Origin of the sequence: Proteus sp. STS61-E, from assembly GCF_040932335.1 — a bacterium.
Classification (GTDB): domain Bacteria; phylum Pseudomonadota; class Gammaproteobacteria; order Enterobacterales; family Enterobacteriaceae; genus Proteus; species Proteus mirabilis_B.
On the sequence record NZ_JBFQGE010000001.1, the window covers coordinates 139,758 to 155,347 of the forward strand.

18 protein-coding genes are annotated in these 15,590 nt (G+C 39.6%); 13 read left to right on the forward strand and 5 right to left on the reverse strand.

Annotated features, from left to right (window positions below):
• The first annotated feature begins 37 nt into the window (after positions 1–37).
• From AB4J89_RS00700 to AB4J89_RS00740, 9 genes are all read left to right on the forward strand, one after another.
• Positions 38–1,048 (forward strand): aspartate-semialdehyde dehydrogenase, encoded by a 1,011-nt coding sequence (locus AB4J89_RS00700; RefSeq protein ID WP_088495103.1) that lies wholly within the window; start codon positions 38–40, stop codon positions 1,046–1,048.
• Positions 1,048–1,932, forward strand: a complete 885-nt coding sequence (gene truA, locus AB4J89_RS00705) for a tRNA pseudouridine(38-40) synthase TruA (RefSeq protein ID WP_227718990.1) — start codon at positions 1,048–1,050, stop codon at positions 1,930–1,932. The genes AB4J89_RS00700 and truA overlap by 1 nt, the downstream gene beginning before the upstream one ends.
• 24 nt (positions 1,933–1,956) lie before the next feature.
• Positions 1,957–2,658 (forward strand): DedA family protein, encoded by a 702-nt coding sequence (locus AB4J89_RS00710; RefSeq protein WP_088495104.1) that lies wholly within the window; start codon positions 1,957–1,959, stop codon positions 2,656–2,658.
• Positions 2,659–2,827: 169 nt separating this feature from the next.
• A complete protein-coding gene (gene accD / locus AB4J89_RS00715; protein ID WP_088495105.1) occupies positions 2,828–3,796 on the forward strand; it encodes an acetyl-CoA carboxylase, carboxyltransferase subunit beta in 969 nt (322 codons plus the stop codon).
• Positions 3,789–5,087, forward strand: coding sequence for a bifunctional tetrahydrofolate synthase/dihydrofolate synthase (folC, locus tag AB4J89_RS00720; protein ID WP_088495106.1), 1,299 nt, complete (start codon positions 3,789–3,791; stop codon positions 5,085–5,087). The genes accD and folC overlap by 8 nt, the downstream gene beginning before the upstream one ends.
• Entirely contained in the window at positions 5,077–5,730 is a 654-nt protein-coding gene (gene dedD / locus AB4J89_RS00725; RefSeq protein WP_088495107.1) for a cell division protein DedD, read from the forward strand. Before folC ends, dedD begins: the two co-directional genes overlap by 11 nt.
• A gap of 185 nt (positions 5,731–5,915) precedes the next feature.
• Positions 5,916–6,407: a colicin V production protein gene (gene cvpA, locus AB4J89_RS00730; protein WP_023581692.1), complete on the forward strand. Its 492-nt coding sequence runs from the start codon at positions 5,916–5,918 to the stop codon at positions 6,405–6,407.
• A 30-nt stretch (positions 6,408–6,437) separates the two neighbouring features.
• Positions 6,438–7,955: an amidophosphoribosyltransferase gene (gene purF, locus AB4J89_RS00735; RefSeq protein ID WP_088495108.1), complete on the forward strand. Its 1,518-nt coding sequence runs from the start codon at positions 6,438–6,440 to the stop codon at positions 7,953–7,955.
• A 119-nt stretch (positions 7,956–8,074) separates the two neighbouring features.
• Positions 8,075–8,656 (forward strand): UbiX family flavin prenyltransferase, encoded by a 582-nt coding sequence (locus AB4J89_RS00740; protein ID WP_006533335.1) that lies wholly within the window; start codon positions 8,075–8,077, stop codon positions 8,654–8,656.
• A gap of 215 nt (positions 8,657–8,871) precedes the next feature.
• Here AB4J89_RS00740 and AB4J89_RS00745 read toward each other — a convergent pair whose 3' ends face one another.
• Positions 8,872–9,777, reverse strand: coding sequence for a TIGR01777 family oxidoreductase (locus AB4J89_RS00745; RefSeq protein ID WP_311755028.1), 906 nt, complete (start codon positions 9,775–9,777; stop codon positions 8,872–8,874).
• A 66-nt stretch (positions 9,778–9,843) separates the two neighbouring features.
• Positions 9,844–10,458, reverse strand: coding sequence for a glutathione binding-like protein (locus AB4J89_RS00750; RefSeq protein WP_311755027.1), 615 nt, complete (start codon positions 10,456–10,458; stop codon positions 9,844–9,846).
• A gap of 198 nt (positions 10,459–10,656) precedes the next feature.
• Between AB4J89_RS00750 and yfcD the strand changes: the two genes are divergently transcribed.
• Complete coding sequence (gene yfcD, locus AB4J89_RS00755) at positions 10,657–11,199, forward strand: NUDIX hydrolase YfcD (RefSeq protein ID WP_072063189.1); 543 nt, start codon at positions 10,657–10,659, stop codon at positions 11,197–11,199.
• Here the strand turns inward: yfcD and AB4J89_RS00760 are convergent.
• On the reverse strand, positions 11,196–12,242 hold the full coding sequence (locus tag AB4J89_RS00760; RefSeq protein WP_088495111.1) for a LacI family DNA-binding transcriptional regulator: 1,047 nt from the start codon (positions 12,240–12,242) through the stop codon (positions 11,196–11,198). The two genes, yfcD and AB4J89_RS00760, sit on opposite strands and share 4 nt — an antisense overlap.
• Before the next feature lie 227 nt (positions 12,243–12,469).
• Between AB4J89_RS00760 and AB4J89_RS00765 the strand changes: the two genes are divergently transcribed.
• From AB4J89_RS00765 to AB4J89_RS00775, 3 genes are read left to right on the forward strand one after another with little or no spacing between them, the layout of a single operon-like run.
• Positions 12,470–12,913 (forward strand): PTS sugar transporter subunit IIA, encoded by a 444-nt coding sequence (locus AB4J89_RS00765; protein WP_088495112.1) that lies wholly within the window; start codon positions 12,470–12,472, stop codon positions 12,911–12,913.
• A 29-nt stretch (positions 12,914–12,942) separates the two neighbouring features.
• A complete protein-coding gene (locus AB4J89_RS00770; RefSeq protein ID WP_088495113.1) occupies positions 12,943–13,230 on the forward strand; it encodes a PTS sugar transporter subunit IIB in 288 nt (95 codons plus the stop codon).
• Positions 13,231–13,240: 10 nt separating this feature from the next.
• Positions 13,241–14,497, forward strand: coding sequence for a PTS ascorbate transporter subunit IIC (locus AB4J89_RS00775; protein WP_006533327.1), 1,257 nt, complete (start codon positions 13,241–13,243; stop codon positions 14,495–14,497).
• Positions 14,498–14,575: 78 nt separating this feature from the next.
• On the opposite strand, the gene nadS is transcribed toward AB4J89_RS00775, so the two are convergent.
• Together nadS and AB4J89_RS00785 are read right to left on the reverse strand one after the other, a co-directional pair.
• Positions 14,576–14,890, reverse strand: coding sequence for a NadS family protein (gene nadS, locus AB4J89_RS00780; protein ID WP_227718991.1), 315 nt, complete (start codon positions 14,888–14,890; stop codon positions 14,576–14,578).
• A 112-nt stretch (positions 14,891–15,002) separates the two neighbouring features.
• A complete protein-coding gene (locus tag AB4J89_RS00785; RefSeq protein ID WP_088495114.1) occupies positions 15,003–15,272 on the reverse strand; it encodes a type II toxin-antitoxin system RelE/ParE family toxin in 270 nt (89 codons plus the stop codon).
• Between the last annotated feature and the right edge of the window lie 318 nt (positions 15,273–15,590).

A 15,590-nucleotide genomic window follows, 5' to 3' on the forward strand; every position in this document is an offset into this window, starting at 1 on the left:
ATTACTTTAAAAATTTTATGGTATTGGAGGATATCTTATGGGAGAAGGTTGGAATATTGCAGTTGTTGGTGCAACAGGCGCTGTTGGTGAAGCGATTTTAGAACTGCTACAAGAGCGTGAATTTCCCATTGGTGAATTAACAGCAATCGCAAGTGAAGATAGCATTGGGAAATCAGTGCGTGTAAACAGCAAAAGTGTTGCGGTTCAAGGTATTCACAATATTGAGTGGGCTGATATTCAATTAGCGTTCTTTGCTGCACCGACAGAAATCAGTGCGCAATATGCACAACAAGCGGCTGATGCTGGCTGTATTGTCATCGATTGTAGTGGCATCTTTGCAATGGATTGGGATGTGCCGTTGATTGTTCCTGGCGTGAACAGTGCAATGCTTGCGGAATACCGCACTCGTAATATTGTTTCAATTGCGGATAGCATGGTGAGTCAATTATTACGTGCCATTAACCCATTAACCGAATCTGCGGGTTTAACGCGCCTTAGCGTGACAAATTTAATGTCTGTATCTCGTTTTGGAAAACAAGCTGTAGATGAACTGGCAGGGCAAAGTGCTCGTTTACTTAATGGTATTCCTCCTGAATTAGGTCGTTTTAATAAACAGTTAGCATTTAACATTTTACCTTTAATGGTTGATGACGAAGGCTCTATACAAGAAGAGCGTCGTATGGTTGACCAAATTCGTAAAATTTTACAAGATGAAGGCTTGCCAATCTCTGTCACTACACTACAAGCGCCTGTTTTCTATGGTAATGCACAGTCGGTTCAATTAGAAACCTCACGCCCGATGGGTAGTGATGAAGCGCGTGAAACATTACAAGAAAATGAAGATCTTAATATCAGTGATGAAAATGATTTTCCAACTCAAGTCACCGATGCATCTGGTAATGTGAGCTTAAATTTAGGTTGTTTCCGTAACGATTATGGTATGCCCGAAGCTTTACAATTCTGGTCAGTCGCAGATAACGTGCGCTTTGGTGGGGCATTAATGGCTGTCGAAGTCGCAGAGCAATTAATGCAGGAGCAGTTTTACTAATGAATGCGCAAGTGAGTGCTGAAGTAACAGAACAACCCTTGACTGAGTCAGCGGTTATTTCTGAAAGCACAACAATCAAAATTGCTCTAGGCGTTGAATATGATGGTAGCCGTTATTATGGCTGGCAACGCCAAAATGAAGTGCGCAGTGTACAAGAACGGTTAGAAAAAGCACTTTCACAAGTGGCTAATGAGCCTATATCTGTATTTTGTGCGGGAAGAACTGATGCTGGAGTACATGCAACGGGGCAAGTTGTTCATTTTGAAACAACTGCACACCGTAAAGATCCCGCTTGGACAATGGGCGTTAACACTCATTTACCTGCGGATATCGCAATACGTTGGGTAAAAACAGTTTCTGATGATTTTCATGCTCGCTTTAGTGCAACGGCAAGACGTTATCGCTATGTGATTTTTAATCATCGTTATCGTCCCGCTATTTTGTCATCTGGCGTGACGCATTTTCATTATCCTTTAGACGCTGAACGTATGCATCAAGCAGCGCAATGTTTACTGGGTGAAAATGATTTTACCTCTTTTAGAGCTGTCCAATGCCAATCGCGAACGCCGTGGCGTAACGTTATGCATGTCAATGTTTCTCGTTATGGTGACTATGTTGTTGTGGATATTAAAGCGAATGCTTTTGTTCATCATATGGTGAGAAATATTGTTGGTAGCCTTTTAGAAATAGGGTGTGGCAATCAGGACATTACTTGGATGGCTGAATTATTAGCCTTAAAAGACAGAACCAAAGCCGCAGCAACAGCTAAAGCGAATGGATTGTATCTGGTCTCTGTGGATTATCCTGATCATTTTGAATTACCAAAACCTGCAATGGGCCCACTATTTTTAGCGGATAACCCTATTGAGATATCTCAATCATAAAGACACCCAGTTTTCTGAGGATTTATGGAAATATTAACGCAATTTGTTGATTTAATTAAATTTCTAATTGATTTTATTTTACATATTGATGCGCATTTAGCAGAGCTTGTTGCACAATATGGTACATGGGTCTATGCCATTTTGTTTCTGATTGTTTTTTGTGAAACGGGGCTTGTGGTAACACCTTTCTTACCCGGAGACTCCTTATTATTTGTTGCAGGTGCTTTAGCTTCATTAGAAACCAATGATGTGAATGTTCATATTATTGTTTTACTGTTACTTTGTGCCGCCATTTTAGGCGATGCCGTTAATTATTCTATTGGGCGACTTTTTGGTGAAAAGCTATTTAGTAAGCCTAATTCACGTATTTTCCGTCGTGAATATTTAGATAAAACTCATGCTTTTTATGAAAAGCATGGTGGTAAAGCGATAATTTTGGCAAGATTCGTGCCGATTATCCGAACTTTTGCGCCATTCGTTGCAGGAATGGGTAAAATGTCATATCGTCATTTTGCCTTTTATAATGTTACTGGGGCAATTGCATGGGTACTGCTATTTACTTATGCGGGATACTTTTTTGGTGACTTAGATATAGTTCAAAAGAACTTAAAATTGCTAATTGTTGCCATTATTGTTATTTCTATTTTACCGGGCGTTATTGAGATCCTACGCCACCGCAGAGCGAGTGCAAAAGCAAAGAAAGAAAGTGATAACAAAGAGGTTTGAGCAGTTATCATAAGTTTTTGCCGTAGAATAGCCATAATAAAGAGATGCGCTGAAATTCAGTAAGCGGTATCATCATAAACTTTGCTAACCACACAGCCAGTGCATTGTGGTTGATACGCTAACAATAATTTTACTGGCGAAGGTCAGATTCAGACGAAAAGGTCCATTAATGAGCTGGATTGAAAAAATTCTAAACAAAAGCACCATCACAAGTTCACGTAAAGCTAATATCCCTGAAGGGGTTTGGACTAAATGTGACAGCTGTGGGCAGGTACTCTATCGCGCAGAATTAGAGCGCAATTTAGAGGTTTGCCCTAAATGTGATCACCATATGCGCATTTCAGCGCGTCGTCGCCTTGAGACTTTCCTTGATTCAGGAAGCACAACAGAATTAGGTAGCGAATTAGAGCCTAAAGATATTCTGAAATTCCGCGACTCTAAAAAATACAAAGACAGAATCAGCGCTGCTCAAAAACAGACGCAAGAAAAAGATGCATTAATCGTGATGAAAGGAACGCTGAAAAAGATGCCTGTTGTTGCTGCATCCTTTGAATTTGCGTTTATGGGCGGTTCAATGGCTTCTGTTGTAGGTGCGCGTTTTGTTCGTGCTGTTGAACAAGCATTAGAAGATAACTGCCCATTAGTTTGCTTCTCTGCAAGTGGTGGTGCGCGTATGCAAGAAGCGCTGATGTCATTAATGCAAATGGCAAAAACCAGTGCGGCATTAGCAAAAATGCAAGAACGTGGTTTGCCTTATATTTCAGTAATGACTGACCCTACAATGGGCGGTGTTTCTGCAAGTTTAGCGATGTTAGGTGATATCAACGTTGCTGAACCTAAAGCACTGATTGGTTTTGCAGGTCCTCGCGTTATTGAACAAACAGTACGTGAAAAACTACCAGCTGGTTTCCAACGCAGTGAATTCCTGTTAGAAAAAGGGGCGATCGATATGATTGTTCGTCGTCCTGAAATGCGTGATGAGCTGGCTGAATTACTGGCTAAGCTGACTCAGTATGATTTAGTTGAAGATGAAAATGAAGATGAAATCATCAGTGAAGAAATGATTGCTGATGAAATTGAATCTACAGACAACGAGCCAGAAATTAACATCGAAACGAATAAAAAAGAAGATGTCTAATATCATAACTGCTCCTAAAGCCACATCGCCTTTGTCGGTGTGGCTTTCTTATCTTGAACATTTGCACTCCAGCGCCATTGATATGGGGTTAGAGCGAGTAGGCAAGGTAGGAAAAATATTAAATGTGTTACGTCCTGCACCTAAGGTAATTACTGTCTCAGGTACAAATGGGAAAGGCACAACCTGTCATATGCTAGAGTCAATCTTGATGGCATCAGGATTGAAAGTCGGCGTTTATAGCTCCCCTCATCTTGTTCGTTATACAGAACGTGTTCGTATTCAAGGCAAAGAACTGTCTGAAGATGCTTTTTGTGAAGTTTTTGCAGAAATTGAACAAGCTAGAGGCGATATCTCGCTGACCTTTTTTGAATATGGCACTCTGGCTGCGCTGAAGTTATTTCAACAAGCACAACTTGATGTTGTTATTCTTGAAGTAGGATTAGGCGGTCGATTAGATGCGACGAATATCGTTGATGCAGATATTGCTGCTATCACAAGTATTGCACTCGATCATACTGATTGGTTAGGTGCAGATAGAGAGCATATTGGTCACGAGAAAGCGGGTATTTTCCGTACTAATCACTACGCGGTTGTGGGTGAGCCAGATATGCCTCATTCCATTGCTGAAGTTGCCAATGAAAAACAGGCTAAGCTTTTCCGTCGTGGAGCAGATTGGTCTTTTGTTATTGAAGGTGAACACTGGCATTGGCGTTGTGCTGATTGTGAATTTGATACGTTGCCGATCCCTAATATTCCATTAGCTAATGCGGCGACAGCGATGGGTGTTATTCGTTGCTTGCTCAAGTCTGATGATAAAGTCAGCCAAGCAATAACACAGCAAAGTATTGTTGAAGGTATGTCTCGTGCACAATTACCGGGTCGTTTTCAGGTGATTTCTCAACATCCTTTGGTTATCTTTGATGTGGCTCATAATCCTCATGCAGCAGGATATTTAGCGGAAAAATTATCACAATTACCACAAAAATCTGATACTCAGGTGCGCATTGTGGTTGGTATGCTGGGTGATAAAGATATTGCAGGAACATTAGCGTGCTTAACACCATTGGCTGATAGTTGGTATGTTGCTCCACTTAATGAGTTTCGTGGTGCTTCTGCGGATGTATTAGCTCAACATCTTGAAAAACCAATGGTATTTGATAGTGTTGAAAATGCATGGCAACAAGCAATGTCTGATGCTGCTCCTAACGATATTGTTGTGGTTTGTGGCTCATTTCATACTGTCGCGCATGTGATGGAACTTTTGGAAAAGGAGAGTGTGGGTGGCAAGTAAATTTCAAAATCGCTTAGTCGGTGCCGTTGTATTGGTGGCAGTAGGGGTTATTTTTTTACCTGCACTGCTTGACGGCGATAAGAAATATAACGAAGACCAGTTCGCCTCTATTCCTTTAGTACCCAAACCTGGTGATGAGCAAGAAATAGAATCTATCGCTCCGATAGAGCAAACTTCAGTGCCTTCTACTCCGTCAGAAGGTGCGTCTGAAGGTATGCTTTCTGAAGCAGTGACAGGCGTTGAGCAACCTACTGTAACAACTCCTGAACCACCAGCTGTTGTACCTGTTACACCACCGGTACAACCACCACAACAGCCAACACCTACACCAGAGCCTCCTGCTGTGGTTACGCCGCCAGTACAACCACCAGCGCCACCAGTGCAAGAAACTAAGCCACCGAAAGGCGAGGCTTGGGTTGTTCAATTAGGTGCGTTGAAAAATGCGGCGAAGGTAGAAGAAATTATTGCGAAAATGCATTTCTCAGGTTATCCGGTATATACCGTACCTGCACGCCCAGTTGCAGGGCAAGTGACTCGAATTTATATCGGGCCTAGTGCCTCTAAGTCAGAATTACAGGCGATTTTGCCTCATTTAAAAGAGCTTACAGGCTTACAAGGTGAGGTAAGGGCATATAAGCCTTAATTTTTTCTAAACGAGTCATCAGATGAGTGATGTAACAAAGCGTTAACTTATTGCGGCGATTATGATTTTTCATATCGCCGTAAATTATTTTGAAATTAGCGAAAATTAGCATTACGCAAACGTTTTCGTTTTCTGTTAGAATGCTTCCGTATTAATGCGGAGCATCATTATTGGATAAAGAATTTATGGTCTGGATAGATTACGCCATCATTGCCATTATTGGTTTTTCCGCATTAGTCAGCCTGATCCGTGGCTTTGTTCGTGAAGCATTGTCACTCATCACCTGGGGTTGTGGTTTCTTTGTTGCTAGTCAGTTTTATCCTTATCTTGCCGTCTATTTTACCCGGTTTGAAGATGAGCTGGTTCGTAACGGGATTGCAATAGTCACGTTATTTATTGCGACACTGATTGTCGGTGCTGTTGTGAATTATGTGATTAGCTCTCTTGTTCAACGCACAGGGTTATCAGGTACAGATCGTGTATTGGGGGTCTGTTTCGGGGCTTTAAGAGGCGTGCTGATAGTTTCAGCATTACTTTTTGTTTTAGGCGCATTTACGCCTATGGCAGATAGCGCTGATTGGCAACGTTCTGAGCTTATTCCTCAATTCAACCATATTATTAGGTGGTTCTTTGACTACCTGCAAAATGCGTCAAGTTTCGTGTCGGAGAGAATATAACCTCTCCGTCTGGCTGATGAGGATCTATTCATGTGCGGTATTGTCGGTATCGCTGGAGCTAATCCAGTAAACCAATCAATTTATGATGCGTTAACGGTGTTACAACACCGAGGTCAAGATGCAGCAGGCATTGCAACGATAGACGGTAACAACGGTTTCCGTCTTCGCAAGGCTAACGGACTGGTTAAAGATGTGTTCGAAACCCGTCATATGTTGCGTTTAAAAGGTACTATCGGGATAGGGCATGTCCGTTATCCAACAGCGGGTAGTTCTAGTGCATCAGAAGCGCAGCCTTTTTATGTGAATTCACCTTTTGGTATTACGTTGGCGCACAATGGTAATTTAACCAATGCGCATTTGTTACGTCGCCAATTATTTGAAACAGCGCGTCGCCATATCAATACCACCTCTGATTCTGAAATTCTGCTTAATGTATTGGCATATGAATTAGACCGTTTTGACCATTTCCCTCTTGAACCTGATAATATTTTTGCAGCCGTTGCGGCAATGCATAAAAAACTCCGCGGTGCTTATGCTTGTGTTGCTTTGATCATCGGTCATGGTTTATTGGCTTTTCGTGATCCCTTTGGTATTCGTCCTTTAGTCTTAGGTAAACGTACATTAGATGATGGTCGCCATGAATATATGGTCGCATCTGAAAGTGTGGCACTTGATACTTTAGGTTTTGAATTCTTACGTGATGTTGCACCAGGAGAAGCCGTTTATATCACAGAGCAAGGACAACTCTTTACTCGCCAATGTGCTGAAAATCCACAGTTAATGCCTTGTTTATTTGAGTATGTTTACTTTGCTCGCCCAGATTCCTTTATCGATAAAATTTCGGTTTATAATGCACGTTTACGTATGGGGCAGAAATTAGGCGCTAAAATTGCGAAAGAGTGGGATGATTTACACATTGATGTTGTGATCCCAATTCCTGAAACATCTTGTGATATTGCCTTAGAAATTGCGCATATTCTCAATAAACCTTATCGCCAAGGCTTTGTAAAAAACCGCTATGTTGGCCGTACTTTTATTATGCCGGGTCAGCAAGAGCGTCGTAAGTCGGTTAGACGTAAACTGAATGCAAATCGCGCCGAGTTTCGTGATAAAAATGTTCTGTTGATTGATGACTCTATTGTACGTGGCACAACATCAGAGCAAATCGTCGAACTTGCAAGAGAAGCGGGTGCGAAGAAAGTCTATTTTGCATCAGCCGCACCAGAAGTTCGCTTCCCTAATGTGTATGGCATTGATATGCCAAATGCCAATGAGCTTATTGCTCATGGACGTGAAGTGGATGAAATTCGTAAATTAATTGGTGCGGATGGGCTTATTTTCCAAGATCTCACTGATTTAATTGCCGCAGTACAAGAAGAGAATCCTGATATTAATCAGTTCGAATGTTCTGTGTTTGACGGTGTTTATATTACGAAAGATATCGACCAAGATTACTTGGATTACTTAGAAAATCTACGTCGTGATGATGAACATAAAATTCGTGATCAGAATGAAATAGAAAATTTGGAAATCTATAACGAAGGCTAATTTTTCGGTAAGATATCCCCCTTATAAAGCGTCGATGCCAGCGTGTTCTGCATCGACGCTTGTTTTTTGAGGGTTAATCATCATAATGATTAACAAAGGTATATATTCTGAGGATCATAATGAAAAAGCTGATAGTTGGGCTAACAGGTGCCAGTGGTGCAATTTACGGTATACGTTTATTAGAGATACTGAAATCAGTGCCATCCGTTGAAACACATTTAGTGATTAGCCAAGCTGCACGCCGTACTATTTCATTAGAAACCGATTATTCGCTAAAAGATATTCATGCTTTAGCGGATGTGATTTATGACGATCGCGATATTGGCGCATCTATCTCTTCAGGATCGTTTCGCGTCAATGGAATGGTTATATTACCTTGTTCAATCAAAAGCCTGTCAGGCATTGTTCATAGCTATACAGATACCTTAGTGACTCGCGCTGCGGATGTGGTATTAAAAGAAGGGCGTAAGTTGGTGTTATGTGTGCGTGAAACACCACTGCATTTAGGCCATTTGCGATTAATGACACAAGCTTCTGAGTTAGGCGCAGTGATTATGCCACCTGTACCGGCATTCTATTTTCAGCCTAAAACCATCGATGATATTGTCAATCAAACCGTTAATCGTGTACTTGATCAGTTTGAGATTGATTTACCTGATGATTTGTTTCAACGGTGGGAAGGCGATAAGCCAGCTCGCTAAGTATACTTGTCATACTCTTACTCGTCATACTTCAAGCGTTCATTCGCACTAGTCACATACTATTGTATGCTCCTGTCGCCTAGCTACATCTTGAATTATTTAGAGTATCGACTCGTTATGCTTCAAGCTGTAGCTCTTGGATTATTTAGAGTATCTATTAGGTAGAATATTTATTCGTACTAGTCACATCGAATTATTGAAAATAGAAAAAGAGATTATTTTCCTGTGGTAATAATATCTTTTAATGCCTCTTCTAAATGTGGATAGCGAAATTCAAAGCCAGCATTAAGTAGTTTTTCAGGAATAGCTTGTTGCCCACCTAACACTAATGTGGCGCTTTCTCCCATCACTAAACGTAATATGCTTTCGGGTACTGTCATTAAAGCTGGGCGATTAAAGGCTTTTCCTAATAGACGAGTAAACTCTTTATTTTGTACAGGCTCAGGCGCTGTTAAGTTAAAAGCACCTTTAGCATTTTGGGTCTTAAGCAAGAAAACAATCGCATTGACCATATCATCAATATGTATCCACGGCATATACTGTTTCCCACTTCCCAATTTACCACCTAATCCTAACTTAAAGGGTTTGCTCATTTTAGGCAGTGCGCCACCGAGTGTTGAAAGTACAATACCTGTACGTAACAAGCACACTCGTGTTAATGGTGTTTGCGCTTCAAGTGCAATACGCTCCCATTTTGCACAAAGCTCATGTGTAAACTCTGGATTTGCCGGCGTCTCTTCAGTGACTCGAGTATCACCTTGATCACCATAAAATCCCACTGCTGAGCCAGAAATAAAAACAGCAGGGGGAGAGTCACTGGCTTTAATTAAATCAACCAATTTCTGGGTTAAATGACAACGGCTATTAACGAGTTTCTGCTTTTGAGAAGGTGTCCAACGGTTATCAGCAATAGGCTCTCCAGCAAGATTAATAATGGCATCAAACTCATTAAGATCTTGTTTATCATTGAGTTGAGTCCAACAGGTGATTTCATTACAAAAATGCGAATAGACTTTTTGAGGCGAACGAGAAAGCACCGTAATATCATTATTGGCGAGTGCAAGCTCACAAACTAATGCTTTGCCAATTAATCCTGTACCACCAGTGACAAGTATTTTCATCACAATCCTCCTGATCTGCTTGCTTGATAAAGAATAAATATCATCCTGATATATAAATTGCTTATATTAACCAAAGAGTTTTTTTGTTGCTGGGCGCTGGTTAATGTTGTTTAGCCATTTTTGAATTGCTGGGTAATTTGCCAAATCAATATTGTGGTGATCGTGCAGACGAGCCCATGTATATGTAGCGATATCTGCGATGCTGTACGCTTGTCCACCAAGGTAAGGTGATTGCGCTAACCTTTTCTCTAATACACTATATAGACGCTGCGTTTCTTCAGTATAACGTTTAATCGCATAAGGGACTTTTTCTGTGGCATAACGAGTGAAGTGATGATTTTGCCCCAACATTGGACCAAATCCACCCACTTGCCAAAACAGCCATTGTAGTTGTGTTGTTTTTTCTCGTAAATTTTGACTAAGCAATTTGCCACTTTTTTCAGCTAGATAGATAAGAATAGCACCTGATTCAAAAATAGAGATAGGTTCACCTCCATCAGCAGGTGAGTTATCTACAATAGCGGGAATTTTATTATTGGGTGAAATTGCTAAAAATTCAGGTTTAAATTGATCGCCTTTACTAATATCAATGCGATGTAACTGATAAGGTATGCCCGTTTCTTCAAGAAAAAGCGTTATTTTTTGGCCATTTGGGGTATCTGCATAATATAAGTCAATCATTAAAAGCTCCAAAATAAAGTAGGCACTAAAGATACAAGATAATCACAGTCTGCCTTCTAACACCATAAAAAGCAAAAAAGCGCAAGATGGATAAAACAAGTCACGTATGATTATTGTAGTGGTGAAAAATAGTGATTTTGGTATATTCAGGATAAAAATTACGATCGTTTAGTATCGGTTAAAAAAGGTTTGTTGAGGATGGAACAAGAAAAGACGGCATTGGTTGAATGGGTTGATATTGTTGATGATAAAAATGAAGTCGTTGCACAAGCAACACGTCAACAAATGCGAGCTGAAAACCTAAGACATAGAGCAACTTATATCGTTGTTCATGATGGAATGGGAAAAATCTTGGCACAGCGTAGAACTGAAACAAAAGATTTTTATCCCGGTTGGTTAGATGCTACTGCGGGTGGTGTAGTTCAACAAGGTGAGAATTTACTTGAAAGTGCGCGTCGCGAAGCAGAAGAAGAATTAGGTATTGCTGGAGTCCCTTTTGCTGAGCATGGTCAATTTTATTATGATGATGAAAGTTGTCGTGTATGGGGAAGTTTATTTAGTTGTGTTTCTCATGGGCCTTTCGCACTGCAAGCAGAAGAAATTGAGGAAGTGTGTTGGTTAACTCCCTCTGAAATTACTGAGCGTTGTGATGAATTCACACCGGATTCATTAAAAGCCCTTTCTCTTTGGTTAACGCGTAACAACAGTACTCGCCTAGAAAGCAGAGAAACAGTAGATTAAGGGGTGCTTTGCCCTAGTTCAAATCGATAAGCATAGTTGATAACGGTATCTTCGAATATAGCGTTATCATCTTCGTCTCTCAAACGCTGTAAAAGTGCTATCAGATGTTTTCCTGCTTCTTTTCCCATTTTGTGATAATCAAAACGAATTGATGTGAGAGAAGGGGATATCTGATCGCTATTTTCAGATCCTTCTAAACAAGCAATAGCCAGATCTTGTGGGATCTTAATTAATCGACGCTGACACTCAAAAATCATACCTAGCGCAATACTTTCATGACTACAAATAACAGCATCTAGTTCTGGTTGGCGTAATAAAATCTCTGTTAATGCTTGTCGCCCGTATGCCATAGAAGCGGGATCGGGCGTGGTGACACTTTGTTCAGCATTTAAATAATTTTTGAGTAATGCTCGTGACCAACCTGTTATTTGCTGGTGGTGCAGGCGTTGCCCTTGTAACGCACCAATATAGCCAATACAACGCTTTCCTTGGGTGACTAAATGGTTTGTTAAATCATACGCGGCTTGCTCATAAGAACAATCAATACTAATTGCTGCCTGTTCATCCGATTGGCTGGCGACACTAACAACAGGTACATTGGCATTACTGATATGTAAAAAATGAGTTGGGCTAAGCTGTGAACCAAAGGCAACCAATGCAGCTGGATTACTTTGCAATAGCATATTAATCACATCGCTAGCTTTATGAGGCTGATGCTCATAGCAACCAACTAAAATTTGATACTGATGGCGATTGAGTATTTGTTGCAAAGACTGCATAAAATCCGCACTGGCTCTATCTGTAAAAGAGGGTAACAGTACAGCAATAATATGGCTTTGTGCTGAAGCTAAAGCGCCTGCTGAGGCATTAGGAATATAGCCAAGTTCTTCTACTGCTTGATTAACTTTTTCTCGTAACTTATCAGAAACTAATTCAGGGGTTCGCAATGCACGAGAAACGGTCATTGATCCGACTCCTGCATGTTTAGCGACATCTTGTAATGTGACGCGACCTGTATTTCGGCGCTTACGTGTTTTGATCATTTGTGATTATGCTTGCTTAGCCTATTTTATTAACCGCAGATCCTACCTGAAATCTTCCTATTATGCTGAAACAATACAGTGTCAATTGTTGGCATTTTCTACAATTAACATTTCATTAAAATGATAGCGCTATCACAATTACGAATGATCTATCTAGATAGCGCTACCATTAATGATTACTATCCTTAATAACGAAGCTCAAAGAGAGTCTTATTGAGGTTATAACTATGCTTAAAACGTTATTAACACCGGATGTGGTGCAAGTGGTTCCAAACGTTAGCGATTGGCGAGAAGCTGTTAAAGTGGCGTGCCAGCCATTAATTGCTAAAGGTTGTATTGAACCTCGTTATATCGATGCGATTTACAAATCACACGAAAAAATCGGGCCATATTATGTATTAGGTCCGGGGATTGCGATGCCTCATGCGCGTCCTGAGGATGGTGTTAATCAACTTTCTCTTGCATTAACCATTGTTGAGCAAGGTGTTGAGTTTGGTGCTGATGAAAACGATCCTGTGAAATTACTGATTGTTTTGGCTGCAACAGATAACGATAGCCATATTAATGCCATTGTGAAATTAGCCGAACTTTTTGATAACGATACAGATATTCAAAAGCTATTTAATGCGAAAAGCAAAGCGGATGTATTAGCCGTTATCAACAACTATTAATGACGATTTAAATTACCAAGGGGAATATCATGAAAATTACTGTTGTGTGTGGAAATGGTTTAGGTAGTAGCTTAATGATGGAAATGAGCATCAAAAGCATCCTAAAAGATCTTGCTGTGAATGCAGAAGTGGATCACGTTGATCTGGGTTCAGCAAAAGGCACACCAAGTGATATCTATGTAGGTACACGCGATATTGCTGAGCAACTTAACTCTCAAGCCGTAAACGGAAGAGTGGTTTCACTGGATAATATGATTGATAAAGTGGCGATGAAAGAGAAGCTTTCTGTCGCATTACGTGAATTAGGCGCGTTATAAGGAGCCTATCATGGACTTTTTCCGCTTTCTAATGAGTGATGTGCTTTCAGAGCCTGCTATTCTAGTTGGTTTGATTGCATTGATTGGCTTAATTGCCCAGAAAAAACCAGTTACAGAATGTATTAAAGGCACCGTAAAAACCATTATGGGTTTTGTGATTTTAGGTGCTGGTGCAGGTCTTGTAATTAACTCACTGGGTGATTTCTCAACGATTTTCCAACATGCATTTGGTATTCAAGGCGTTGTACCTAATAACGAGGCGATTGTCTCTATTGCACAAAAAAGCTTTGGTAAAGAGATGGCATTAATTATGTTTTTTGCCATGTTAATTAATATCTTAATTGCACGTTTAACGCCGTGGAAATTTATTTTCTTAACTGGTCACCATACATTATTTATGTCAATGATGGTGGCGGTTATTTTGGCAACTGCGGGCTTAGAAGGCACAGTATTAGTTGCGGTAGGTTCATTAGTTGTTGGGATTTCAATGGTATTTTTCCCTGCTATTGCACATCCTTACATGAAAAAGATTACTGGCTCTGATGATGTTGCATTAGGACACTTCTCAACGATTTCTTATGTCGTTGCGGGCTTTATCGGCAGTAAATTTGGTAATAAAGAGCATTCAACAGAAGAGATGAATGTTCCTAAAAGCTTACTATTTTTACGCGATACACCAGTCGCAATTGCCTTTACTATGGGCATTATTTTTATCATCACATGTTTATTTGCGGGCGATACTTTTGTTCGTGAAGTCAGTGGTGGTAAAAACTGGTTTATGTTCTCATTAATGCAATCTATAACCTTCGCAGCAGGTGTTTATATTATTCTGCAAGGTGTGCGTATGGTGATTGCTGAAATCGTTCCTGCATTTAAAGGTATTTCAGATAAGTTAGTTCCTAATGCAAAACCAGCGTTAGATTGCCCAGTTGTATTCCCTTATGCACCCAATGCAGTTTTAGTGGGCTTTTTAAGTAGCTTTGCTGCGGGTGTTATCGGTATGTTCATTCTTTATGCTTTAGATTGGACAGTCATAATTCCGGGTGTGGTTCCTCACTTCTTTGTGGGTGCAACAGCGGGGGTATTTGGTAATGCAACAGGTGGGCGTCGTGGTGCTATTTTAGGTGCATTCGTTCAAGGTTTATTAATTACTTTCTTACCTGTATTCCTATTACCAGTACTTGGCGATATCGGTATTGCTAACACCACATTTAGTGATGCAGACTTTGGTGTTATCGGTATTCTGTTAGGTATTATTGTTCGTTGATATTTTTGAATTTATTAATTAAAAAAACGCCTTGCTGAGTTAAATCAACAAGGCATTTTTTTTTACAAATATTATTATTCAAATAAGTATCAGACTTTTAGCAATGTTTGGATTTTTTTCTATCATCCGTAAGAGTTTCAAACTACTGCCTGTCGGAAATCTACGCTTTTGTTCCCATGCTCGAACTAAAGAAGTAGATACACCAAGAGCCGTAGCAAAATCAGTTTGTTTTAATTTCGTCAATTTACGGATTTCTTTCACATCGGGCTCTATAACAGTAAATACTCGAGAAGGCATGACCTGTTTTTTATGTATTTGTACCGCTTCTTTTAAGCTATCAAACAATTCATTAAAAGAATTATCATCCATATACTGTTTTTGTTCTGTTGTCATAATATGCCTCTAAAGATCAAGATAATCAGCTTATCTAGAATGAATTTATTTGTTAATGATAATTCCATTCTTTTAGTAATAGAGCTAATGCTTTTAGCTTGTTGCATTGTTCTTAGCTTAAGTTATCTTGTTGATTTTTTGGATAAACATAAAGCATATAAATGATCCCATCTTCAGAAATATAGTAGTAGATAACACGTATACCACCACTTTTTCCTTTGTTTGCTAATCGGTATCGTATTTTTCTGCATCCACCAGAACCAACAATAAGATCACCTTTTAATGGGTTAGCAATAAGCATATTTTGAAACTCTGCGTATTCATCATCACTTATCAAATTAGTAATACATTTAGTGAAGATATTAGTTTCAATTATCTGCATATCAATCCCTTATTTTAGCAACGGTTTGGTCCCGTAGTAATACAAGGTGTTACTATAATAGTGATACCCTGTATTACTTTCAAGGGAAATATAACTCAAAATAAGATTTACTTAAAAGAAAAAATAAATAATTTACAATTAAAACAATTAGTTACCTGTTTTTGTAAGTTTTTTAGTGAATAAATAAACGAATTAATTCTAATTAAAACTTGTGAATTAATATGTTTATTTTATGAATAATAATGCTATTATCCTGAGTGAATATTCACGATGTGTATATTTTCGTACCTAATTAATTATAAAAATAGGTTTAACATC

What these genes read in the sequence shown, in the direction of transcription:
- AB4J89_RS00700 (WP_088495103.1), top strand. Translation starts at nt 38, where the DNA reads ATGGGAGAAGGTTGGAATATTGCAGTTGTTGGTGCAACAGGCGCTGTT.
- truA (WP_227718990.1), top strand. Translation starts at nt 1,048, where the DNA reads ATGAATGCGCAAGTGAGTGCTGAAGTAACAGAACAACCCTTGACTGAG.
- AB4J89_RS00710 (WP_088495104.1), top strand. Translation starts at nt 1,957, where the DNA reads ATGGAAATATTAACGCAATTTGTTGATTTAATTAAATTTCTAATTGAT.
- accD (WP_088495105.1), top strand. Translation starts at nt 2,828, where the DNA reads ATGAGCTGGATTGAAAAAATTCTAAACAAAAGCACCATCACAAGTTCA.
- folC (WP_088495106.1), top strand. Translation starts at nt 3,789, where the DNA reads ATGTCTAATATCATAACTGCTCCTAAAGCCACATCGCCTTTGTCGGTG.
- cvpA (WP_023581692.1), top strand. Translation starts at nt 5,916, where the DNA reads ATGGTCTGGATAGATTACGCCATCATTGCCATTATTGGTTTTTCCGCA.
- purF (WP_088495108.1), top strand. Translation starts at nt 6,438, where the DNA reads ATGTGCGGTATTGTCGGTATCGCTGGAGCTAATCCAGTAAACCAATCA.
- AB4J89_RS00740 (WP_006533335.1), top strand. Translation starts at nt 8,075, where the DNA reads ATGAAAAAGCTGATAGTTGGGCTAACAGGTGCCAGTGGTGCAATTTAC.
- AB4J89_RS00745 (WP_311755028.1), bottom strand. Translation starts at nt 9,777, where the DNA reads ATGAAAATACTTGTCACTGGTGGTACAGGATTAATTGGCAAAGCATTA.
- AB4J89_RS00750 (WP_311755027.1), bottom strand. Translation starts at nt 10,458, where the DNA reads ATGATTGACTTATATTATGCAGATACCCCAAATGGCCAAAAAATAACG.
- yfcD (WP_072063189.1), top strand. Translation starts at nt 10,657, where the DNA reads ATGGAACAAGAAAAGACGGCATTGGTTGAATGGGTTGATATTGTTGAT.
- AB4J89_RS00760 (WP_088495111.1), bottom strand. Translation starts at nt 12,242, where the DNA reads ATGATCAAAACACGTAAGCGCCGAAATACAGGTCGCGTCACATTACAA.
- AB4J89_RS00765 (WP_088495112.1), top strand. Translation starts at nt 12,470, where the DNA reads ATGCTTAAAACGTTATTAACACCGGATGTGGTGCAAGTGGTTCCAAAC.
- AB4J89_RS00770 (WP_088495113.1), top strand. Translation starts at nt 12,943, where the DNA reads ATGAAAATTACTGTTGTGTGTGGAAATGGTTTAGGTAGTAGCTTAATG.
- AB4J89_RS00775 (WP_006533327.1), top strand. Translation starts at nt 13,241, where the DNA reads ATGGACTTTTTCCGCTTTCTAATGAGTGATGTGCTTTCAGAGCCTGCT.
- nadS (WP_227718991.1), bottom strand. Translation starts at nt 14,890, where the DNA reads ATGACAACAGAACAAAAACAGTATATGGATGATAATTCTTTTAATGAA.
- AB4J89_RS00785 (WP_088495114.1), bottom strand. Translation starts at nt 15,272, where the DNA reads ATGCAGATAATTGAAACTAATATCTTCACTAAATGTATTACTAATTTG.